18 protein-coding genes and 1 pseudogene are annotated in these 21,009 nt (G+C 61.5%); 10 read left to right on the top strand and 9 right to left on the bottom strand.

Annotated elements, in window-relative coordinates:
* Positions 1 to 11: 11 nt before the first annotated feature.
* Positions 12 to 761: a molybdate ABC transporter substrate-binding protein gene (modA, locus tag BLU26_RS12315; protein WP_092287094.1), complete on the bottom strand. Its 750-nt coding sequence runs from the start codon at positions 759 to 761 to the stop codon at positions 12 to 14.
* A gap of 109 nt (positions 762 to 870) precedes the next feature.
* Between modA and BLU26_RS12320 the strand changes: the two genes are divergently transcribed.
* Together BLU26_RS12320 and BLU26_RS12325 are read left to right on the top strand one after the other, a co-directional pair.
* Complete coding sequence (locus BLU26_RS12320) at positions 871 to 1,632, top strand: TOBE domain-containing protein (RefSeq protein ID WP_092287096.1); 762 nt, start codon at positions 871 to 873, stop codon at positions 1,630 to 1,632.
* 32 nt (positions 1,633 to 1,664) lie between these two features.
* Positions 1,665 to 2,183 (top strand): annotated as a pseudogene (locus BLU26_RS12325) (DUF1003 domain-containing protein).
* 25 nt (positions 2,184 to 2,208) lie between these two features.
* Here the strand turns inward: BLU26_RS12325 and BLU26_RS12330 are convergent.
* Positions 2,209 to 3,366, bottom strand: coding sequence for a benzoate/H(+) symporter BenE family transporter (locus BLU26_RS12330; RefSeq protein WP_269433909.1), 1,158 nt, complete (start codon positions 3,364 to 3,366; stop codon positions 2,209 to 2,211).
* Between the two features lie 115 nt (positions 3,367 to 3,481).
* Here BLU26_RS12330 and BLU26_RS12335 point away from each other — a divergent pair, with 115 nt between their 5' ends.
* Entirely contained in the window at positions 3,482 to 4,045 is a 564-nt protein-coding gene (locus BLU26_RS12335) for a helix-turn-helix domain-containing protein (RefSeq protein ID WP_092287098.1), read from the top strand.
* On the opposite strand, the gene BLU26_RS12340 is transcribed toward BLU26_RS12335, so the two are convergent.
* Both BLU26_RS12340 and hexR read right to left on the bottom strand, forming a co-directional pair.
* Positions 4,033 to 4,311, bottom strand: coding sequence for a peptidylprolyl isomerase (locus BLU26_RS12340; protein ID WP_092287100.1), 279 nt, complete (start codon positions 4,309 to 4,311; stop codon positions 4,033 to 4,035). The genes BLU26_RS12335 and BLU26_RS12340 overlap by 13 nt on opposite strands.
* A gap of 59 nt (positions 4,312 to 4,370) precedes the next feature.
* Positions 4,371 to 5,237: a transcriptional regulator HexR gene (hexR, locus tag BLU26_RS12345; protein ID WP_092287102.1), complete on the bottom strand. Its 867-nt coding sequence runs from the start codon at positions 5,235 to 5,237 to the stop codon at positions 4,371 to 4,373.
* A 169-nt stretch (positions 5,238 to 5,406) separates the two neighbouring features.
* Between hexR and zwf the strand changes: the two genes are divergently transcribed.
* On the top strand, positions 5,407 to 6,849 hold the full coding sequence (gene zwf, locus BLU26_RS12350; RefSeq protein WP_092288476.1) for a glucose-6-phosphate dehydrogenase: 1,443 nt from the start codon (positions 5,407 to 5,409) through the stop codon (positions 6,847 to 6,849).
* On the opposite strand, the gene BLU26_RS12355 is transcribed toward zwf, so the two are convergent.
* Positions 6,850 to 9,711, bottom strand: a complete 2,862-nt coding sequence (locus tag BLU26_RS12355) for a putative bifunctional diguanylate cyclase/phosphodiesterase (RefSeq protein WP_092287104.1) — start codon at positions 9,709 to 9,711, stop codon at positions 6,850 to 6,852.
* 207 nt (positions 9,712 to 9,918) lie between these two features.
* Here BLU26_RS12355 and uvrD point away from each other — a divergent pair, with 207 nt between their 5' ends.
* The 3 genes from uvrD (at position 9,919) to BLU26_RS12370 (ending at position 14,164) form a co-directional block, all read left to right on the top strand.
* A complete protein-coding gene (gene uvrD, locus BLU26_RS12360) occupies positions 9,919 to 12,093 on the top strand; it encodes a DNA helicase II (RefSeq protein ID WP_092287106.1) in 2,175 nt (724 codons plus the stop codon).
* 27 nt (positions 12,094 to 12,120) lie between these two features.
* Complete coding sequence (locus tag BLU26_RS12365; RefSeq protein ID WP_092287108.1) at positions 12,121 to 13,224, top strand: TRAP transporter substrate-binding protein; 1,104 nt, start codon at positions 12,121 to 12,123, stop codon at positions 13,222 to 13,224.
* A gap of 247 nt (positions 13,225 to 13,471) precedes the next feature.
* Positions 13,472 to 14,164 carry a lipopolysaccharide kinase InaA family protein gene (locus tag BLU26_RS12370; protein WP_092287110.1) on the top strand — a complete coding sequence of 231 codons (693 nt, stop codon included), beginning with the start codon at positions 13,472 to 13,474 and terminating at the stop codon, positions 14,162 to 14,164.
* 30 nt (positions 14,165 to 14,194) lie between these two features.
* Here BLU26_RS12370 and BLU26_RS12375 read toward each other — a convergent pair whose 3' ends face one another.
* Complete coding sequence (locus tag BLU26_RS12375; protein WP_092287112.1) at positions 14,195 to 15,772, bottom strand: cryptochrome/photolyase family protein; 1,578 nt, start codon at positions 15,770 to 15,772, stop codon at positions 14,195 to 14,197.
* 119 nt (positions 15,773 to 15,891) lie between these two features.
* Between BLU26_RS12375 and BLU26_RS12380 the strand changes: the two genes are divergently transcribed.
* Positions 15,892 to 16,329: a thiol-disulfide oxidoreductase DCC family protein gene (locus BLU26_RS12380; RefSeq protein ID WP_092287114.1), complete on the top strand. Its 438-nt coding sequence runs from the start codon at positions 15,892 to 15,894 to the stop codon at positions 16,327 to 16,329.
* Between the two features lie 115 nt (positions 16,330 to 16,444).
* Positions 16,445 to 17,281 carry a signal peptidase I gene (gene lepB, locus BLU26_RS12385; protein ID WP_157719362.1) on the top strand — a complete coding sequence of 279 codons (837 nt, stop codon included), beginning with the start codon at positions 16,445 to 16,447 and terminating at the stop codon, positions 17,279 to 17,281.
* A gap of 9 nt (positions 17,282 to 17,290) precedes the next feature.
* Here lepB and BLU26_RS12390 read toward each other — a convergent pair whose 3' ends face one another.
* Genes BLU26_RS12390 through BLU26_RS12400 form a run of 3 tightly spaced genes read right to left on the bottom strand, consistent with a single transcriptional unit; the run spans position 17,291 to position 19,673 of the window.
* On the bottom strand, positions 17,291 to 18,667 hold the full coding sequence (locus BLU26_RS12390) for a TRAP transporter large permease (RefSeq protein ID WP_092287118.1): 1,377 nt from the start codon (positions 18,665 to 18,667) through the stop codon (positions 17,291 to 17,293).
* Positions 18,667 to 19,227: a TRAP transporter small permease subunit gene (locus tag BLU26_RS12395; protein ID WP_092287120.1), complete on the bottom strand. Its 561-nt coding sequence runs from the start codon at positions 19,225 to 19,227 to the stop codon at positions 18,667 to 18,669. The genes BLU26_RS12390 and BLU26_RS12395 overlap by 1 nt, the downstream gene beginning before the upstream one ends.
* 53 nt (positions 19,228 to 19,280) lie before the next feature.
* Positions 19,281 to 19,673: an acyl-CoA thioesterase gene (locus tag BLU26_RS12400; protein WP_092287122.1), complete on the bottom strand. Its 393-nt coding sequence runs from the start codon at positions 19,671 to 19,673 to the stop codon at positions 19,281 to 19,283.
* A gap of 249 nt (positions 19,674 to 19,922) precedes the next feature.
* Here BLU26_RS12400 and BLU26_RS12405 point away from each other — a divergent pair, with 249 nt between their 5' ends.
* Positions 19,923 to 20,891 (top strand): PstS family phosphate ABC transporter substrate-binding protein, encoded by a 969-nt coding sequence (locus BLU26_RS12405; protein ID WP_092287124.1) that lies wholly within the window; start codon positions 19,923 to 19,925, stop codon positions 20,889 to 20,891.
* The last annotated feature ends 118 nt before the right edge of the window (positions 20,892 to 21,009 follow it).

Consider the following 21,009-nt stretch of genomic DNA (forward strand, 5'->3'; position numbering starts at 1 on the left):
TGGCAGCGTGCCTAGAGCTGATAGCCGAAGGAGCGGATGATGGCGGCCGCACGGTCGCCCTGCAGATATCTCAGCAGTGCAACCGCCGCTGGGTTGTCGGCGCCGCGCTGCAGCATTACGGCATCCTGGCGAATCGGATCGTGCAGCGCTGCGGGTACTTGCCAGGCGGAACCGCTGCTCAACTGGCCGTCGCGGTAAATCTGCGACAGCGCGACAAAGCCCAGCTCGGCGTTGCCGCTGGCGACAAACTGGTAGGTCTGGCCGATGCTCTGCCCCTCCACCAGCTTCGGCGCCAGGCCATCGGCCAACTGCAGGCCCTGCATGACCTGCAAGGCAGCCAGGCCATAGGGGGCGGTTTTCGGATTGGCCATGGCCAGGTGCCGGAAGCAGTCGCTGTGCAGCACCGCGCCCTTGGCATCGACCAGATCCGCTTGCGCGGACCACAGCGCCAGCGCGCCAGTGGCGTAGGTAAAGCGCGAGCCAGCGACCGTACGACCCTCGGCCTCCAGCTTGGCCGGCGTGCTGTCATCGGCGGCAAGGAACAGGTCGAAAGGCGCGCCATGACTGATCTGCGCGTACAACTGGCCGGTCGAGCCGAAGGCGGGTGTGAGCTGGTGCCCGGTATCCTGCGTGAAAGCCTCGGCTATAGCTTGCATAGGTGCGCTAAAGTTGGCGGCGACGGCCACTGTTACCTGATCTGCCTGAGCGCTCGCGGCAGGCAGCAGCAGGCTAAGCACAAGGGCAACGAGCGATGGGCGCATGGTGTAATCCTGTGGTCGCGTGGCGGGCGTGATTAGGCGCTATATTATTGGTTATATAACGAATGGCAAGCCCGGTGTGCCGCATCTCGGATAACAGGACAGCATCAGTATGAAACTCGAAGGACAGCTCTGGTTCGCCCATGAGGGCCGGAATCTGGCAGGGCAGGGGCGTATTGAGCTACTGCAACAGATAGCGCAAACCGGCTCAATCAGCCAGGCCGCCAAGGCCGTCGGCATGAGCTATAAAACCGCCTGGGACGCGGTCGATGCGATGAACAAGGCTACCGGCTCGCCGTTGGTCGAGCGCTCCGTGGGTGGCAAGGGCGGTGGCGGTACGCGGCTGACGGCGCAGGGTGCAGAGCTGGTGGCGGCATTTCAGCGCTATCAGCAGGAGCACCAGACGTTTTTGCAGCGCCTGAGCGAAGACAGCAGCTTGCAACCCTATTTGCAGGTAATGAACCGTCTGCGCCTGCGCACCAGCGCGCGCAATCAACTGTACGCGCGGGTAGTCCGACTTGAAGCGCAGGATATGAACGACCGCATCACCCTGCAGCTCGATGGCGGCCAGCAATTGCTGGCGCTGATCACCCACGCCAGCACCGAGCGACTGGGCCTCAGCCAAGGCGCCGAAGTCTTTGCGCTGATCAAGGCGCCTTGGGTGCGTATCGCGCAAGCGCATGACAGCGAGAACCGGCTTGAAGGCACAGTTATGCAAGCGCAGCACAGCGGCAACAGCGCGGAGCTACAGGTGCAGCTAGCGGATGGGCCGCTGTTGGTCGCTTCGCTGAGCCAGGGCCAGCCGTTGCCGAAAATGGGTGAGTCAATCAGCCTGTGGGTTGAGCCAGAGCAGATTATTCTCTGTGCGGTATGACTCTTCGCTGTTCAATCCAGGAGCTAACCCGAATGACCTCAGATATTCGCGCTCAAAAACAGGCCGGCGCCAACCATCACCTGCGCTTTCATCGCGCCAGCCTGCATCTGGGCTAGGTTTTCGGTGATGGCTGGTTTGCGTTGAAGGCAGAGGCCTTTGCGCGCTTTTTTGGTACGCCGGTTTTTCTGCTAGCTCAAACGTTGATTGTGGCGCTGTGGATTGGCGTCAACGCCAGCGGGCTGATGCAGTTTGATTTGTATCCCTTCATCTTGCTCAACCTGGCGTTCAGCCTGCAGGCGGCCTATGCGGCGCCGTTGATCTTGCTGGCGCAGACCCGTCAGGCGGATCGCGACAAGGCATTGGCGCAGGCGGACGCGCAGCACCGTGAGGCGCTGGCCGAGGCTGCGGCGCAACAGGCCGACAAGATGCTGGTGCTGATGCAGCAGAACACGCGGCTAACCGAACTGACGCACCAGCTCAGTGAGCGGATCGAAGCCTTGACGCTGGAAATCCACAGTGGCGTGGTTCGCGGTGTGAAACCACAGGCCTGAACCTCGCGCGCCGCCAGGACGAAGATCAACGGCGACGCAGCAGCTGCAATACCAACATGCCCAGCAGCAAGCCCCAGAATGCGCTGCCGATGTGGAACAGCGACAACCCCGAGGCGGTAACCAGAAAAGTCAAAAACGCCGCCTCCCGCTGGCTCTCGTCATGCAGCGCGGTGGCCAGGCTGTTGCCAATGGTGCCCAGCAGGGCAAGACCGGCGATGGCCATGATCAGCGCCTGCGGAAAGGCCGCGAACAGGCTGGCGACGGTCGCCCCGAACAATCCGGTAAGCAAGTAGAACAGCCCGCCCCAGATAGTCGCGCGGTAGCGCTGTGATGGGTCGGGATCAGCGTCCTTGCCGGCGCAGATGGCAGCACTGATGGCAGCGAGGTTGAAGGTGTAGCCGCCAAAGGGCGCCAGTAGCAGGCCGGTGATCCCGGTCGTGGTCATCAGCGGCGAAGCCGGCACCTGATAGCCGTTGGCGCGCAGTACTGCCATACCGGGTACGTTCTGCGAGGCCATGGTAACGATGAACATGGGAATCCCGACACCGATCAGCGCCGTCAGTGACACGGCCGGCGCTGTCCATACCGGTTGCGCCATGGACCAGTCCAGCGCATCCAGGTGCAGCTGGCTGCCCAGCGCAGCGATCAGCACGCCAACCAGCAGGGCCAGCGGTACCACGTAGCGCGGCAACAGCTGGCGCCCCAGCAGATAGGTGACCAGCATCGCGCCGACCATCAGGGTTTGCTGCTCAAGGGCGATAAACAGGTTCAGGCCGAACGGCAGCAAAACCCCCGCCAGCATGGCGCCAGCCAGGGAGGCGGGGATCAGCCGCATGATGCGGTCGAACCAGCCCAACAGCCCGCAGAGCGTGATCAAGGCGGCGTTAAACAGAAACACGCCAATCGCCTCGTTGAGGCTGAAGCCTGGCAGTCCAGTCGCCAGCAGCGCACCGCCTGGTGTACTCCAGGCAATCAGAATCGGCGAGCGATAGCGCAGCGACAGACCGATGCTGGTGATGGCCATGCCGACACCCAGAGCCCACAGCCAGGAACTGATTTCCTGCGCGGTGGCGCCGGCGGCTTCGGCGGCTTGGAAAATGATTACCGCCGAGCTGGTGTAGCCGACCAGTACAGCAATAAAGCCGGCGGCGATATGTGAGGGGTTGAGCCAGGCCCGGATCACGCGACATCTCCAGTCATAGTGGGGTGCTTGAGCGTTATAGCGCACAGCGGCACAATAGGCCGACAATGTAGCATTCGTGCGTTATAACGCACAAAATAAAATCGCAGGTTTTTGCATGCAATCAGTGGGTGATTATCTGGGTCAGGTGCTGAAGCAGCTACGCAGTGAGCGCGGCTGGAGTCTGGATCGGGCTGCGCAGGCCTGCGGCGTCAGCAAGGCGATGCTGGGTCAGATAGAGCGGGCCGAATCCAGCCCGACGCTGGCGACCCTGTGGAAAATTGCCGGCGGCTTCAAGGTCCCCCTCTCAGCCTTCATTGCCGCGCCGCCCAACGAGCTGGAAGTGCGTCAGGCCGAGCAACTGCGGCAGCGGCCGACCAGCGATGCGATGCTGGTGGCGCCGCTGTTCCCATTCGATCCTCGCTATGGTTTCGAGTTGCTGGAGCTGACCTTGCCGGCGGGCTACGAACGCCTGTCCGAGCCCCATGACGCGGGGGTAACCGAGCACGTGACGGTGATACGGGGCGCTATGGCGCTGTTGGTCAACGGTCGCTGGCAGGCACTTGAGCAAGGCGCCGCCGTGCGCTTTGCCGCGGATGCGGCGCACGGCTATCGCAACCCGGGCAGCGAGCCGGCGGTCATCCATAACCTGATCTGTTACCCCGTCCCTCAGTCGCGGTAGAACACCTGCACCAGGTGATAGCCGAACTGGGTTTTTACCGGGCCGTGCACCACCTTCAACGGCTTCTTGAAGATGATCTGGTCGATGGCACGCACCATCTGGCCCGGACGTACCTCACCCAGATCACCGCCGCGTTTCTTGGAGGGGCAGGTGGAGTGTTTCTTGGCCAGCACATCAAAGGCCTCGCCCTCGGCGATACGCTTCTTCAGTGCGGCGGCTTCGGCTTCGGTTTTGACCAGAATATGGCGGGCCATGGCGACGGGCATGGGGGCGTCCTCGGATTACGGGCTAAGGGTGGCGATTATGTCAGAAGCACGCGCGCGAGTTACTCGGCGCTGTCTCCGCGGGCCTTGTTGGACAGGCGCAAGCCGCGCAGGCTGCGCTTTACGCTCTTGAGGTGGTTGACCAGCTCAGGCCCGCGGCGCATCGCCATGCCCATGGCCAGCACATCGATCACCACCAGGTGCGCGATACGGGAAGACAGTGGCGTATAGATGTCGGTGTCTTCCGGCACATCAATGGGGATGTGAATACGGCCCAATTCCGCCAGCGGTGTGCGGCTGGGGCACAGGCTGATCAGCGTCGCGCCGGTTTCGGCCACCAGCCCGGCGGAATGCAGCAAATCCTTGGTGCGACCGGTCTGCGAGATGGCCACGGCGACGTCCTCCGGGCCCAGCGTCACGGCGGACATCGCTTGCATGTGCGGGTCGGAATAAGCCGCGGTAGAGACCTGCAGCCGAAAGAACTTGTGCTGAGCGTCGCTGGCCACAGCACCGGAGGCGCCGAAACCGTAGAACTCGACGCGCCGCGCGTGGGTCAGGGCATCAATGGCGTGCTCGATGGCCGCTGGGTCCAGGCGCTCGCGCACGTCCATCAGCGTGGCCAGTGTGGTATCGAAAATCTTGTGCGAGAGGGTGTCGACGCTGTCGTCTTCATTGATCGAGAACTGCCCGAAACTGGCGCCGGCAGCCAGGCTCTGGGCCAGCTTGAGCTTCAAATCCTGGAAACCGCTGCAGCCGATGGCGCGGCAGAAGCGTACTATGGTGGGCTCACTCACGCCGACCTGCTGGGCCAGGTCCGCCATGGAGGAATGCATTACCTGCGCGGCCTGCGCCAGCACGTAGTCGGCGACCTTCAGCTCGGACTTTCGGAGCAGGTCACGGCTGGCGGCGATGTGCTGGAGCAAGTTCACGATGGCTTCATGTTAGTCTGCGGGTGAGTGGCTGCATGCGTGCAGTGCGGTTCAATGTGGGTTTCTGGCGCCCGGTAGGCGACCGATTTTGTAGTTATACTACAAAATCGCCCCCGGCGCTGTTTTCCGGGAGGGCGACGTGGCGGCGCAAGACGGTATCAGCTGTGACATGGTGGTGTTTGGCGGCACCGGCGACCTGGCAATGCGCAAGCTGCTGCCGGCACTCTATTATCTGCACCGTGACGGTCACCTGCATGCGGGTACGCGGATCTTTGCACTGGCGCGCGCGCAGCATACGGTGGACAGCTACCGCAAGTTGGCCAGGCGTCACGTTAGCCAGCATGTCGCGCGCAGCGACTTTGACCAGCACGCCTGGGACAGCTTTGCCGCGCGTATGGACTACCTGTCGCTGGATGTCAGCCAGCGAGTTGAATTCCCCAAGTTGACCAAGCTGCTGAAAAAAAACAGTGGCCGCGTGCGGGTGTTCTATCTGGCCACCCTGCCCAGCCTGTTTGCGCCTACGGTGAAGCACCTGGCTTCGGTCGGTCTGGCCGACGAGCACGCCCGCGTGGTGCTCGAAAAGCCGCTGGGCGAGAGCCTGATCACGGCGAATCAGATCAACGACCAGATTGGCGCCGTGTTCGACGAGGCGCGGGTGTTCCGCATCGACCACTACCTGGGCAAGGAGGCGGTGCAGAACCTGTTGGCGCTGCGCTTTGGCAATGCGCTGTTCGAACCGCTATGGCGCAACGCGCATATCGACCACGTACAGATCAGCGTGCTGGAAAGTGTGGGCGTGGAAAACCGCGGTGACTATTACGACCGCGCCGGCGCCATGCGCGACATGGTGCAGAATCACCTGCTGCAGCTGCTCTGCCTGGTGGCCATGGAAGCGCCAGTGCACTTCGAGCCGGAGGCCGTGCGTAACGAAAAGCTGAAGATTCTCGAGGCGCTGCGTCCGATCACCGGCATGGATGTGCAGGACCGCACCGTTCGCGGCCAGTACGCGGCCGGCGAACGAGCGGGTGAGCGATTGCCCGCCTACTATTTTGAGAAGCGCGTAGACCACGACAGCAATACCGAAACCTTTGTCGCGCTGAAAACCGAAATCGACAACTGGCGCTGGGCTGGCGTGCCTTTCTACCTGCGTACCGGCAAATGCCTGGCCCAGCGCAAGTCGGAAATCGTCATCCAGTTCAAGCCAGTACCCTACCGGCTGTTCCCGCGCAGTGGCGACAACCCGGAAAACAACCGCCTGATCATCAGTCTGCAACCGGACGAGGGTATTCGCCTGTCGTTGATGGCGAAATCACCGGGACGCGGCATGGGGCTGCAGAACGTGGACCTGGATCTGGATTTTGCCGATGCCTTCAAGCGTCGACGCTGGGACGCCTATGAGCGTCTGCTGCTGGATGTGATCCAGGGGGACGCCACGCTGTTCATGCGGCGTGATGAGATTGAAGCGGCCTGGCGCTGGGTCGATCCGATTCTGGCGGGTTGGCAGGATTGTTATCGTTCGCCCAAGCGTTACCCGGCGGGCAGTTGGGGGCCGGATGCGGCCGACAGTCTGCTGGAGCGTCAGGGTCACCGCTGGCTGGATGAGCGCGAGTGATCAGCGGCGCTTGCGCAGATTCGGCATATCACTGCTGCTGCTCAGCAGCGCAGTGAACTCGTCGGCCGGGATGGGTCGGCTGATCAGGTAACCCTGCACTTCGTCACAGCCATTGGCTTTGAGGAACTCCAGCTGGCGCTCGTGCTCGACGCCCTCGGCGACCACGTTGAGCGACAGGCTATGGGCCATGGCAATAATGGCGCGGATGATGGCGTCGTCGCAGTGCTCTTCATCCAGCTCGGCAACAAAGGCGCGGTCGATTTTCAGCGTACTGATCGGGAAGCGCTTGAGGTAGGCGAGCGATGAGTAACCGGTGCCGAAGTCGTCCACCGAGAGCGTCACGCCCAGTTCCTGCAGCGCTTCGATGTTGCTCGACACGGTCGGGCTGTGTTCCAGCAGCATGCTCTCGGTCAACTCCAGCTCCAGCAGCCTCGCCGGCAATTTGCAGCCGCGCAGGATGCGCGCCACATCGTCGGCGAAACCCTGCTGGCGCAACTGTTGCACCGATAGGTTCACTGATACCGCGACCGCTTGCGGGCCCTGCTGATACCACTGGCTGGCCTGGGCGCACGCCTGGCGCAGCACGCTGTCACCAAGGCGCACTATCATGCCGGATTCCTCGGCGATGCTGATGAACTCGCCGGGCATGATCAAGCCGCGTTGTGGGTGCTGCCAGCGCACCAGCGCCTCGGCGCTGCGGATGCGGTCACTGGCCAGGTGCAGCTTGGGTTGGTAAAAGACCACCAGTTGGTCGTCTTCCAGCGCCTTGCGCAGTTGGTTTTCCAGTTGCAGACGATCAAGGCTGTAGGCGCGCAGCTCATGGGTGAAGAACTGGGCGTTGTTGCCACCCAGCTGTTTGGCGTGCTGCATGGCCTGGTGTGCCTGGGTAATCATCAGCAGACTGTCGCGCGCTGTGGAGGGGAACAGACTGATGCCGATCGAGGCGGTCATGACCAGTTCCTGGCCGCCAATCTGCATGGGCTGTCGCACGGCCTCGAGTACACCGTTGGCGGTCATCGCCAGGGCCTTGTCGTTTTCCGGCTGCTCGATCAACAGCACAAACTCGTCCGCGGAGAGGCGCGCCAGCAGGTCCTGCGGTTGTGCCGCGGCGCGCAGGCGCTTGGCGATTTCCTGCAACAGGCTGTCCGCCAGCGTATGCCCGAGGGTGACGTTGATCTGTTTGAAGCGGTCCAGGTCGATATGCAGCAATGCTACCTGATGCTCGTGCTGGCGGGCGCGACTGGTGGCTTCCTGCAGCCGCTCGTTGAACAGGTTGCGGTTGGCCAGTTGGGTCAGGGCATCGTAGTTGGTCAGGTACTGCAACTGTTCTTCGGTCTGGCGGTGGGTGGTCAGATCGGCAAAGAAACCCACGTAATGGGTGATCTGGCCGCTCTGGTCGCGCACTACGGCCAGCTGCAGCCAGATTGGAAACTGCTCGCCGGTGCGGCGCCTGGCGGTCAACTCACCCTGCCAGCGGTCCTGGTTGCTGAGCAGTTGGTGCAAATGTCTGAACTGTTCGCGAATCTCGTCGTCGCCGCTCAAGTCGAGAATGTTACGGCCTACCGCGTCGGCGCTGGCCAGCCCGGTAATCACGCTGTAGGCCTGATTTACTGCCAGCACGTTCTGCTCCGGGTCGAGAATGAAAATGCCCTCGGAAGTGGCCTCGAACACGGTGGAGGCCAGCAGCGCCTGTTCATCCTGATACTTGCGGGCGGTGATGTCGCGACGGGTGCCGATCATGCGCGTCGCGCGGCCGTTGGCGTCGCGCTCGACCACCCGACCGGCGTCCTCGACCCAGACCCATTGGCCGCTCTGGTGCCGCACGCGGTATTCCATGCGATAGGCTTCGGTGTCACCTTTCATGTGCCGCACCAGGGTCTTGCGCACCATGGCGGCATCGGCCGGATGCAGACGCGGCTTGAGGTCGAGCAACATGCTCATGCCGTCATCCTGGGCAATGCCGAAGATGGTATCGACCTGCGAATGGAAAACCCGGTCGGTCACCAGATCCCAGTCCCACAGGCCCAGCCGGCTGGCGTCCATGGCCAGGCTCAACTGGGCTTCACTGGCCTGCAGGTTATGGGTTGCGCGTTCCAGCTCGGCGGTGCGTTCCTGTACTCGCGCTTCCAGGGCTTCATGGCTTTCCCGCAGTGACTGCTCGGCGTTGCGGCGCTGGCTGATCTCACGGGTCAGCTGCTGGTTCAGCTCTTCGCTGCGCTGCTGGGTGCTGCCGAGGTTGGCCAGCAGGGCCTCATTACGCAGGTTGCTCATCAGCGCCTCAAGCACCGAGCGATGAATAAAGACCGCGCAGAGCACAATGCAGACAAACAGGATCAGACCCATCAAGGCCCAGGACTGGCTGAATTCGTCCCGTTGTAGCAGCAGAAAGGCCACGGGCGGCAACCAGGCGGGAATGATGAAGCTGGCAAAGGCCGGGAAACGGCTGGCGTAGATCACCCCAACACACAGGGCAACGCCGCCGGCCAGACTGTAAACCGGCGCCTGCAGGGTGAAGTCGCCGACCGGCGTCAGCCCAACATAGACCCAGGCCAGGCACAAACCGGACGCCAGGTTGCCGAGATGGAAGAAAAAGCGCCAGCGGGCACGCAGGCGGTCGTGCGGCGGGCAGTTCTGATAGCGATTGACCAGGCGTTGGCGCAACACCGCCAGCAGGCCAATCAGGGCAACCCAGCTGAGCAAACGCGTCGGGCTGGTGTGTTGCCAGAGCAGTGGCACGATCAGCAGCGCTACGCCGAGCATCAACCATTGCGGCAGGCGCGAGTAGGCATACAGCTGATTGGTTTGCTGCAGGCGCAGGTCTAGCGCGGAGATGGGCGTGGTGCTGGAGCGCAAGATCGTCATGACGACGTGGGAGTCCTGGAACGCTGTGCGTTTCTTTTTATCATTGGCGGATCTTATAGCTGATCGAGGGCTTTATTCGGCCAACCTTACACCAGCGCATCGTTGCGGCACAGCCCCAAACGGGTAAAAAACTGCAACGCGGGCCTCTGGACCGGGAGATGCAGGCTTGGCTTTCGAGCCGAGCGTGGTCGCTGGTAGAATGCCGCAATGGATATCTCCCACCTGCTTAACTCTCTCAATGACGCCCAGCGCCAGGCGGTTACCGCCAGCCTCGGTCAACAGTTGGTCCTGGCTGGCGCCGGCTCCGGCAAAACCCGCGTGCTGGTGCATCGCATTGCCTGGCTGGTAGAGGTCGAAAAGGCCTCGCCCTGGAGCATTCTCTCGGTCACCTTCACCAACAAGGCGGCCTACGAAATGCGCGGGCGCATCGAACAGATGCTCGGTATCTCACCGCAGGGCATGTGGGTGGGCACATTCCACGGGCTGGCGCATCGACTGCTGCGGGCGCATTGGCGTGAGGCCGGTCTGGCCGAGCAGTTTCAGATTCTCGACAGCGATGACCAGTTGCGGCTGGTCAAGCGGGTAATCCGAGAGCTGGCGCTGGATGAGAACCAATGGGCGCCCAAGCAGGCGCAGTGGTGGATCAACGGGCAAAAGGATGAAGGCCTGCGACCGCAGCATATCCAAACCGCCGGTGATCTGTTTTTGACCACCATGGTGCGTATCTATACCGCCTACGAGCAAGCCTGCGCGCGCGCGGGTGCCGTGGATTTTGCCGAGTTGCTGCTGCGCTCGCTGGAGCTGTGGCGCGACAACCAGACCCTGCGCGAGCAATACCAGGCCCGCTTCAAGCACATGCTGGTCGACGAGTTTCAGGACACCAACGCTGTACAGTACGCCTGGTTGCGGCACCTGGCCGGCAAAAACCCCAGCCTCATGGTAGTGGGTGACGACGACCAGTCGATCTATGGCTGGCGCGGCGCACGGATTGAAAATATCCAGCAGTTTCAAACCGACTACCCGAATGCCGAGATGATTCGCCTGGAGCAGAACTACCGCTCCACCGCGACCATCCTCAAAGCCGCCAACGCCTTGATCGACAACAATGCCGGGCGCCTCGGCAAGCAGTTGTGGACCGACGGCAACGAGGGCGAGCCGATTGCGCTTTATGCCGGGTTCAACGAGCAGGACGAGGCGCGCTTCATCGTCGAGCGCATCGAGCAGGCGGTGCGCGACGGCATGAGCCGCAGCGAAATCGCCATCCTCTACCGCTCCAATGCCCAGTCGCGGGTGCTGGAGGAGGCGCTACTGCGTAGCGGCGTTCCCTACCGCATTTACGGCGGCCAGCGCTTTTTCGAACGCGCCGAGATCAAGAACGCCATGGCCTACCTGCGGCTGATTGGCAACCGCGGCGACGATGGCGCATTGGAGCGGATCATCAACCTGCCCACCCGCGGCATTGGTGACAAAACCGTCGAAGCGCTACGCCAGCACGCCCGTGAGCAGGACGTATCGATGTGGCAAGCGGCTTGTGATCTGCTCGACAACAAGGGCCTGCCGGGCCGTGCCGCCAACGCGGTGCAGGGCTTCATGGTGCTGATCGAGGAGCTCGCTGAGCGCGCCGAGGGCGTGCCGCTGTACAGCAAGGCGCAGATCGCCATCGAGCACAGTGGCCTGCTGCGGTTTCACGAGCAGGAGAAGGGCGAAAAGGCCCAAGCGCGTGTCGAGAACCTGGAAGAGCTGGTTTCTGCTGCACGTGGCTTCGAGAATGATATGGCCGAGGAGGACGAAGAGGGTGATGTGCTGCTGGCCTTCCTCGCCCACGCCTCGCTGGAGGCGGGCGAAACCCAGGCCGACCGGTTTGAAGATAGCGTACAGCTGATGACCCTGCACAGTGCGAAGGGTCTGGAGTTCCCGCTGGTGTTCATGGCTGGAGTAGAAGAGGGGCTTTTCCCGCACAAGATGAGCCTGGAAGACCCGGGGCGGTTGGAGGAGGAGCGCCGCCTCGCATATGTCGGCATTACCCGCGCCATGCAGCAACTGGTTATTACCTGGGCGGAAACACGCCGCTTGTATGGCAGTGAGACCTTCAACAAACTCTCGCGTTTCGTGCGCGAGGTGCCGGCGGAACTGATACAGGAAGTACGCCTGGGTAATCAGGTCAGTCGTCCGTTCGGCCCCGGCAAGACCGGCCTGTTCGCTGCCGATGCCAGCGAAAGTACCGGTTTTGCACTAGGACAGCGGGTAATGCATTCGCTGTTTGGCGAAGGTGTGGTGTTGAATTACGAAGGCCAAGGTGCGCAAGCGCGTATTCAGGTCAATTTTGATGATGAAGGCAGCAAGTGGCTGATGGTGGCGTACGCCAAGCTCGAAGCGCTCTGACCGCTGCCCGGCAAACGAGGACAACTGATGGATCGTCGTAAACTGCTGACCGCTGCAGGTCTGGGACTTGGCGTTGCTGCGCTGGCTGGCTGCAAGGAAGAATCCGTGCCGGCCAACGGCGCTGAAAAAGCGCCAGCTGAACAGCGTTTTCGCTGGAAAATGGTCACCTCCTGGCCGGAGAACTTTCCCGGCCTGGGCACCACAGCGCAGCACTTTGCCGATACCGTTGCGCGCCTGTCCAATGGCCGCCTGAGTATTCAGGTGTTTGCCGCTGGCGCGCTGGTCCCGGCGCTGGAGGTGTTTGATGCGGTCTCCAGCGGTACCGCCGAGATGGGCCACAGCGCGGCTTATTACTGGAAGGGGAAAAGTGCCGCAGCGCCCTTCTTTACCGCCGTGCCCTTCGGTCTGAATGCACAGGAAATGAACGCCTGGTTATATGAAGGCGGTGGCTTGGCGTTGTGGCAAAAGGCCTACGAGTCACTCGGCGTGCTGCCCTTGCCTTGCGGCAACACCGGGGTGCAGATGGCCGGTTGGTTCAACAAGGAGATCAACAGCCTGGACGATCTGCAGGGCTTGAAGATCCGCATGCCGGGTTTTGGCGGCGAAGTGCTGTCGCGCGCCGGTGCCACCACGGTCAACCTGCCCGGCAGTGAGATATTCACCTCGCTACAGACCGGCGTCATCGACGCCACCGACTGGGTCAGCCCCTATAACGACCTGGCTTTCGGTCTTTATCAGGCCGCTAAATACTATTACTACCCCGGCTGGCAGGAGCCCTGCGCGGTGCTTGAATTGACCATTAACCAGCAGAAGCTGGCCGAGCTGCCGGCAGACCTGCAGGACATCGTCAAGGTCGCCGCCCGCGCCACCAACCAGGCGATGCTGGACGAGTACACCAAGCGCAATGCCGAGGCCCTGGACACGCTGGTGAACGAGCACGGTGTGCAGCTACGCCGGCTGCCCGACGCAGTGCTGGAGCGTTTGCGTGATATCAGCCTGGATGTGCTGGAAGAAACCGCGGCAGCCAACCCGCTCAACCGGGAAGTATGGGACTCCATGCAAGCGTTCCGTGACAAGGTGAATGCCTGGCATGCGATCGGTGAGAGCGCCATGTACGCGCTACGTGACTGACCCACCGAAACGCCGCCAAACCCGCCGATCAGGCGGGTTTTTTGTTTTTGCATGTTCGTTGCACTTGCCGGCGGAATAAACCACGTTTTGACTTGATGGCTGCAAGATGGGTATGGTTGTTGCTTGTTTCTTACAGACAGCAGTCAATAACAAGTTGCTCCGCAGGCAGCGCCGGCAGGCGCGCCATACCGCGGCGGTGACGCTGAGGTGGAATGAATTGAGCACATTACCCGAGCAGTACGCCAGCATGAATTTTGCCGACTGGTGGCAGCAACAAGGCGACTGGGTTGAAGAACCCAACGAACGACGCGACGGCCAGAGCGGTGTGCAATACTTGCACACCGGAGATGGCAAAACCCTGTATTGCAAGCGCCAGTGCGGCCATCTCAGCCGCTCGCTGCGCTACCCCTTCGGCCGCCCTACGGTGGTGCGTGAGCACCGCGCACTGGAAGCCTACCGCGCCGCGGGCGTGCGTGTTCCTAGCCTGGTATTTGCCGGTTCGCGCAGGCAGCAGGGCGTCTGGCAAGGGCTGTTGGTCACCGAAGAGCTGAAAGGTTTTATCAGCATGGATCAGTGGTACGCGGAGGATGCGCCCAGCGTACGCGGCAACGCCACGCACCAGCATATGCTGCGCGAGCTGGCGAAAACCCTGAGTCTTGCGCATGCCGCCGGCTGGCAGCATGGTTGTCTGTACTCCAAGCATGTGTTTATCCGGGTGCGCAGTCAGGGCGTAGAGATTGCCCTGCTGGACCTGGAAAAGGCGCGCCATCGCCTGCGCAAGCATGCGGCCGTGCGCCACGATCTCAAGCAGTTTTACCGCCACCGTGGGCCGATGCCCGAAGCCGACTGGTTTACGCTGCTGCAGTACTATCAGGCGATCGGCACTATTGAGCCGACGCAGAAGCTGCTGGGTGCCAAGACACCGGTGACGCCGCACTGAGATGGGCTGAACCCCAACAGGCCGGGCTGACTATAGCGATTCCAGGTCGTCGAGTAGCTGTTCGGCCCGCGCCAGAATGGCCTCGCGCTGCGCCAGCGGTTTCTTCTGCCAGTTGGCATACACCATTTTGTTGCGCGGATTGGTGGCGAAATCGTGTTCGTGCTGCTGCATGAAGCGCCAATAAAGTGAGTTCAGCGGGCAGGCGTCGGCGCCGGTCACCTGCTTTACCTGGTAAGTGCAGTCGCTGCAGTAGTCGCTCATTTTCTGCACATAGTTGCCGCTGGCTGCGTAGGCCTTGGAGCCGACGATGCCGCCGTCGGCAAACTGACTCATGCCACGGGTGTTGGGTAATTCAACCCACTCGATGGCGTCGACATAGACCCCCAGATACCACTGGTCGACCTCATCCGGATCAATGCCGGTCAGCAGGCAGAAGTTGCCGGTGATCATCAGGCGTTGAATGTGATGCGCGTAAGCAAACTCCAGCGATTGGCTGATCGCCTGCTTCTGACAGTTCATGCGGGTCTTGGCATCCCAGAACCAGGACGGTAGCGTGCGCTGCGCGGCCAGCGCATTCAACTGCGCGTAGTCCGGCATGTTGGCCCAATAGAGGCCACGGACAAATTCGCGCCAGCCGAGAATCTGCCGCACGAAGCCTTCGATCTGTGCGACCCCTATGCGTTCTTTGCGTGGATCGGCCTGATAGTGCTCGATGGCGACACGGATGACCTGCCGCGGGTCGAGCATCTTGCAGTTGAGCGCAAAGGACAGCCGTGAATGAAACAGCGTCCATTGTCGGGCGCGGTCACTGACGTCGAGCTTGCCGGTCATGGCGTCCTGATACCGGCCAAACTGCGGCAAGGCGTAGCGGCAGAAGTGCTCCAGCAGGCCGATTGCCTGCTGCCGGTTAACCGGCCAGGGCAGTGGCGTGATGGGTTTGCCCATGGTGTCGACGTTGTGGCGCCCCAAGCGCTCAAGGATCGGGCCGACCTCGTTGGCAAACAGTAGCGGCTCGGGTATCTGCTCCAGCTCGGCGGCCTTGAGCTTGTTGCGATTGTCGGCGTCGAAATTCCATTGCTCGCCCTGGGGCGCGGCGCCGTCCATCAGAATATCGAAGCGCACCCGCAGTTTGCGGTAAAAGGCTTCCATCTGATGTCGCTTGCCAGGCTGAAAGTAGTGCGCGAGCTCTTGGTCACTGAGATAGAAGTGCTCGGTTTCCCAGGCGCTGGTGGTGACCGGCACTGCGCTGGCAAAATCGGCTAACTGCGTCCGCAGCCGGTATTCATCGGGCAACTGGTATTCGAAGCAGCTGACCCCGTATTGGGCGATCAACCGTGTCAGCAGCTCGGGGAGGGTGGCGTCGGCGCGGGTGTCATCCAGGTTCAGATGCAGCACTTCATGCCCGGCTTTGCCAAGCGCTTGGGCAAAGGCAGCCATGGCCGCGAAGAAGGCACAGATTTTCTGCACGTGGTGACGGGTATAGCCGGTTTCCTGGTGCAGCTCGGCAATCACGTAGAGCGTGTCGGCATCCTTTTCGCGATACCAGCTGTGGCGCGGGTTGAGTTGGTCACCCAATATCAGCCGCAAGCGTTTGTAGGTCTTGGCCATGCAGTGCATTCCGGTGCAAGCGAAGGGCGTTAGCCGACAGGTTCAGGCCTTCAAGCGGCCCAGCGTCCAGCTAGGTCGGCTGGGACGCGCAGGGCTCCAGTCTGGGGTATGCTGGCGCGATGAACAACCGCGTATCGTCTATCCGCCCCGTGCCGCCAGAGCGCATCATCCTGTTTGATGCGGTCTGCAAGCTGTGCAATGGCTGGGCGAACTTTCTTATCACGCATGATCACGGCCGGGTCTACCGGCTGTGCAGTGTGCAATCGACGGCTGGTGAGCAGCTGTTGCAGCAGTTCGGTTATCCGACCGACCAGGTCACCACCATGCTGGTGATTGAACAGGGCCGCTGTTGTGAGAAGAGCGAGGCTTTCTTTCGGGTGATGCGCGGGCTCGGCTGGCCATGGCGTGTACTGGTTATCCTGCGCCTGGTGCCGCGGCCGGTCCGTGATTGGCTGTACGATCGCATTGCCTTGAACCGCTACCGACTGTTTGGCCGCTATGATTATTGCAGGCTGCCCAGCGCCGACCACGCTGAACGCTTTCTGGATAACGACTGACCCCCAGCAGTGGCGCCTTGAGATGGCTTTGCCTGTGCTTCAGGGCTTACGGGGAATCTAGGCCACCGGGCGTGGTCACAGTTAGGCCTGTGCTGGCGCTCACCGAGGAGCTGTTTTGGCCACTGTCAGACCCCCGAAAATCTGGATTGCTGTGATACTGGGCATTTTTTTACAGCCCTTCGTCTTTTTGTATGTAAACCGCCCACGCCTGTTCTGGCCCTATTTGCTGGCGGCGCTGGTGGTCGCGGCAGTTGACTGGTATTTGGTGCTGGGCCTGCACCTGCTGTTCAGCCTGATCTGCCCATTGCATGCCTGCTGGATAATCCGGCGTGGCAAAAGCCTGCAGCCGCGCCGCTGGTATAGCCGGGTGTGGGTGGTGATCGGGTTTTATCTGGGATTGATGCTGGGTGTAATGCTGGTACGTGCTTTCCTTTACGAACCCTACGCCGTGCCGTCGGCGTCCATGCACCCGACGCTGGTGGAAGGCGATGTGGTCATCGTGCAGAAGTGGGGTTTTGCACAGGGGGCGTTATTCGGCCATGCCTTGCCGGGCGCGGAGGCGGTCGCACCGGAGCGGCTGCAGCGGGGCGAGGTCTATGTATTTTATCCGGCTGAGCGTGATGAGTTGTACGTTAAACGGTTGATGGCCTTGCCCGGCGATGTCATCGCGATTACCGAGCACGGTGTGGTAATCAATGGCGAGAGGCTAACGAGCCAGCGGCTGAGCGACACCGATAGCCTCAGTCTCTATGCAGAGACCGCAGAGGGAGAGTCCTACCGGATTCAGTACCTCAAGGACGCACCACCGAGGGAAACGCGGACGTTCCGAGTGCCGGAAGGACGCTACTTCTTTCTCGGCGACAACCGCGACAACTCCGACGACAGCCGCCACTGGGGCAGCGTGCCGGCTGAGCGCATTGTCGGCGAGGTGGTGGCGGTGGTGCCGAACTGAATAGCCGGCTCAGTGCGTCATCAGCCCCGGCAGCCAGGTCACCAGCCCGGGCCAGCAGGCGGCGATGATCAGCATCAGTATCTGAATCGCGATGAAGGGCAACACACCGCGGTAGATGGCGGTGGTTGGTACGCTGGCGGGGGTCACGCCGCGCAGATAGAACAGCGAGAAGCCGAACGGCGGCGTGAGGAAGGAGGTCTGCAGGTTCAGCGCGATCATCACGCCGAGCCAAACCGGATCCAGTCCCATGCTGAGCAGCACCGGGCCGACAATCGGCACCACCACGAAGGTGATCTCGATAAAGTCGAGAATAAACCCGAGCAGAAAAATCACCAGCATGACCACCAGGGTGGCGGTGAACACGCCGCCCGGCAGTTGCTCGAACAGGTGGTGGATCAGATCGTCGCCACCGTAGCCGCGAAAGACCAGCGAGAAAATTGACGCGCCGAGCAGGATCATGAACACCATGGCGCTGATTTCAGTGGTGGCCTGGGCGACTTCACGTAGCTTGCCGAACCCCAGTTGCCGCTTGGCCAGCGCCAGCAGCGCTGCGCCGAGCGCGCCCACGGCGGCGGCTTCGGTCGGTGTGGCAATGCCGGCCAGAATCGAGCCGAGAACCGACATGATCAGCAGTAGCGGCGGTAGCAGGCTCATCAGTACCCGTCCCCAGGAGACTTCGCCGCGCTCCTCCGGTGACAACGCCGGCAACTTGTTGGGTTGCCACAGGGCCACGCCCACCAGGTACAGCAGGTACAGGCCCACCAGCATCAGGCCCGGCAGCAGTGAGCCAATGAACAGGTCGCTTACGGTGACGGTCTTTGGCGAGAAGATGCCCAGGCGTATCTGTGCCTGCTGATAGGCGTTGGACAACACATCACCCAGCAGCACCAGAATGATCGACGGCGGAATGATTTGCCCTAGGGTGCCGGTCGCGGCGAGGGTACCGGTGGCAACCGAGGGGTCGTAACCGCGCCGCAGCATGGTCGGCAGTGCGAGCAGCCCGAGGGTGACCACGGTGGCGCCAACGATGCCGGTGCTGGCGGCCAGCAAGGCGCCGACAATGCAGACAGAAAAGGCCAGCCCGCCGCGCAACCCGCCAAACAGGCGGGACATGGCGTCGAGCAGGTCTTCGGCAATGCGCGACTTTTCCAGCATCACGCCCATAAAGACGAACAGCGGCACGGCCAGCAGGGTCTGGTTGTTCATGGTGCCGAACAGGCGGCTGGGCAAGGCGCCGAGGAAGCTTGGCTCGAACAGATCCAGGGCCATGCCGGCGCCGGCAAACAACAGCGACATGCCGCCGAGGGTGAAGGCCACCGGAAACCCGGCCATCAGTGCCAGGCAGATACAGATGAACAGCGCAATTGCCATGTATTCCACACCCATTACAGATGCTCCTCATGGCTGGCCGGAAGATGCGAGGGCAGGGCCCCAAAGATCACCGCCGCGGTTTTGATCAACTGTGACAGCGCCTGCAAAAACAGACTGATCACCAGCAACAGGATGAAGCTCTTCTGGATGTACACCCACGGCAAGCCGCCAGCATCGGCGGAGCGCTCCTGACGCTGCCAGGCGACGCTGACGTAGTCCCAGCAGTTCCAGGCCAGAAACAGGCACAGCGGTAACAGAAACAGCAGGGTGCCGGAAAAGTCGATCAGCGCTTTGCCGCGCGAAGAAAAGCGGCGGAAGAAAATGTCGACCCGGACGTGGGCGTCGCGCTGCAGTGCCCAGGCGGCCGCGCCCATAAAGGCCAGCGAGTGACCGTACATGATGAGTTCTTGCGTGGCGGTCGCGCCGATGTTGAAGGCGTAGCGCAGCAGTACAATCAGGCAGGTGAGCAGTACCATCAGCACGCTCAGCCAGGCGACGCTGCGCCCCAGCAGGTTATTGGCGGCATCAATGGTGCGCGCCAGCCTGAGGCTGGCGGTGAACAGCGGGCGGGGCATATCAGCGGGCACTCTATTGGGGTGGCGGCGCTGTTACTCCGGCCCGGTGGGCATCAGGATGGAATAACGCGGGTTCGGCCACGGTCATCAATGGCAACGAAGACGAAGGTCGCTTCGGTTACCTTGCGGCTTTCATCGTGGGCCAGGTCTTCGCTCCAGACTTCGACCAGCATCTTGATCGAGCTGCGGCCAATATCCAGCACGTCGCAATGGAAGGCCAGCTGGGCACCGACCGGCACCGGAACCATGAAACCCATGCGATCAATCGCCACCGTGGCTACCCGGCCACGCGCAATGCGCGCTGCAGTGCTGGTGCCGGCTACATCCATCTGGGCAACCAGCCAGCCGCCATAAATATCGCCAAAGCTGTTGCAATCGCGGGGCAGGGTGGTGATTTTCAGCGCCAGTTCACCCTGCGGAACCGGGTCCATATCTAGATCGTGCATTAAACACTCGAGTCTTGGTCTATTTGTATTTGTTTTGCTGGCCGGCGGCAGAAGGGCGCGGAAATCCGGCTAAGCCTTCTATGGTAAGGGATTGCGGCGGGTCGCTCAATCATTCTCTGTGGGGAAATGCAGGAGTTGGGCGCTGGTTGTTGCGTTTCACACAATTGTCATAATTCGTGAATAGAGTTGTCACATCACGCTTTGATACTGAGTCGCGTGTTGCAAACACTACCTCACTAGGAGAATGACATGAAACTCAAGCGTTTGTTCGCTGCTGTGACCTTCGCTGCCGCCGGCGTAGCCGCCAGCACCAGCTTTGCTGCCGTTGACCAGAGCCTGGAAGATTACCAGCGCGTTGGCGGTGTATCCGGCAACCTGTCCAGCGTTGGCTCTGACACACTGGCTAACATGATGACGCTGTGGGCTGAAGAGTTTAAGCGCATGTACCCGAACGTCAACATTCAGATCCAGGCCGCAGGTTCTTCCACTGCACCGCCGGCGCTGACTGAAGGTACATCCAACCTGGCTCCGATGAGCCGCATGATGAAGGACAGCGAAATCCAGGCCTTCGAAGAGCATTATGGTTACAAGCCGACTGCAGTACCGGTTGCCATCGATGCCCTGGCGGTCTTCGCTCACAAGGATAACCCGATCGAAGGCCTGACCATGGCTCAGGTTGACGGTATCTTCTCTTCTACTCACCTGTGCGGCGGCGAAGAGCTGGCCACTTGGGGCAAGCTGGGACTGACCGGCGCCTGGGCTGACCGTGACATTCAGCTGTACGGCCGTAACTCGGTTTCCGGCACCTACGGTTACTTCAAAGAAAACGCACTGTGCAAAGGTGACTTCCGCAGCGGCGTGAACGAGCAGCCCGGTTCTGCTTCTGTTGTTCAGTCTGTCAGCCAGTCGCTGAACGCGGTTGGTTACTCCGGTCTGGGCTACAAGACCTCCAGCGTCCGCGCTATCCCGCTGGCCAAGGCTGAGGGCGAACCCTTCATCGAAGCCAACGAAGCAAACGCTATCGCCGGTACCTATCCGCTGTCTCGTTTCCTCTACGTTTACGTAAACAAGGCGCCGAACAAGGAACTGGCTCCGCTGGAGCGTGAGTTCGTCAAGATGATGCTGTCCAAGCAGGGTCAGGAAGTCGTCTTCAAGGACGGTTACGTGCCCATGCCCAAGCGCGCAGTTGACAAGGTTCACGCTGACCTCGGCTTCTGAGCCGCGTCGGACTGGCAAGGACGCCAGAGAGAAAGGGGTGTGTCTAAACGACATACCCCTTTTTTACCGTCATACCGCTGTAACCATTTCGTCACATTGACCCTGTAGGGTGTGCGCC

The organism is Halopseudomonas sabulinigri, from assembly GCF_900105255.1.
Classification (GTDB): domain Bacteria; phylum Pseudomonadota; class Gammaproteobacteria; order Pseudomonadales; family Pseudomonadaceae; genus Halopseudomonas; species Halopseudomonas sabulinigri.

Bases quoted from the DNA above. Each gene is read 5' to 3' on its own strand.
- BLU26_RS12395 (WP_092287120.1), bottom strand. From the start codon at position 19,227: ATGCCCCGCCCGCTGTTCACCGCCAGCCTCAGGCTGGCGCGCACCATT.
- BLU26_RS12390 (WP_092287118.1), bottom strand. From the start codon at position 18,667: ATGGGTGTGGAATACATGGCAATTGCGCTGTTCATCTGTATCTGCCTG.
- BLU26_RS12365 (WP_092287108.1), top strand. From the start codon at position 12,121: ATGGATCGTCGTAAACTGCTGACCGCTGCAGGTCTGGGACTTGGCGTT.
- BLU26_RS12370 (WP_092287110.1), top strand. From the start codon at position 13,472: ATGAATTTTGCCGACTGGTGGCAGCAACAAGGCGACTGGGTTGAAGAA.
- BLU26_RS12320 (WP_092287096.1), top strand. From the start codon at position 871: ATGAAACTCGAAGGACAGCTCTGGTTCGCCCATGAGGGCCGGAATCTG.
- BLU26_RS12340 (WP_092287100.1), bottom strand. From the start codon at position 4,311: ATGCCCGTCGCCATGGCCCGCCATATTCTGGTCAAAACCGAAGCCGAA.
- BLU26_RS12380 (WP_092287114.1), top strand. From the start codon at position 15,892: ATGAACAACCGCGTATCGTCTATCCGCCCCGTGCCGCCAGAGCGCATC.
- BLU26_RS12335 (WP_092287098.1), top strand. From the start codon at position 3,482: ATGCAATCAGTGGGTGATTATCTGGGTCAGGTGCTGAAGCAGCTACGC.
- BLU26_RS12355 (WP_092287104.1), bottom strand. From the start codon at position 9,711: ATGACGATCTTGCGCTCCAGCACCACGCCCATCTCCGCGCTAGACCTG.
- uvrD (WP_092287106.1), top strand. From the start codon at position 9,919: ATGGATATCTCCCACCTGCTTAACTCTCTCAATGACGCCCAGCGCCAG.
- zwf (WP_092288476.1), top strand. From the start codon at position 5,407: ATGGTGGTGTTTGGCGGCACCGGCGACCTGGCAATGCGCAAGCTGCTG.
- BLU26_RS12400 (WP_092287122.1), bottom strand. From the start codon at position 19,673: ATGCACGATCTAGATATGGACCCGGTTCCGCAGGGTGAACTGGCGCTG.
- modA (WP_092287094.1), bottom strand. From the start codon at position 761: ATGCGCCCATCGCTCGTTGCCCTTGTGCTTAGCCTGCTGCTGCCTGCC.
- BLU26_RS12405 (WP_092287124.1), top strand. From the start codon at position 19,923: ATGAAACTCAAGCGTTTGTTCGCTGCTGTGACCTTCGCTGCCGCCGGC.
- BLU26_RS12375 (WP_092287112.1), bottom strand. From the start codon at position 15,772: ATGGCCAAGACCTACAAACGCTTGCGGCTGATATTGGGTGACCAACTC.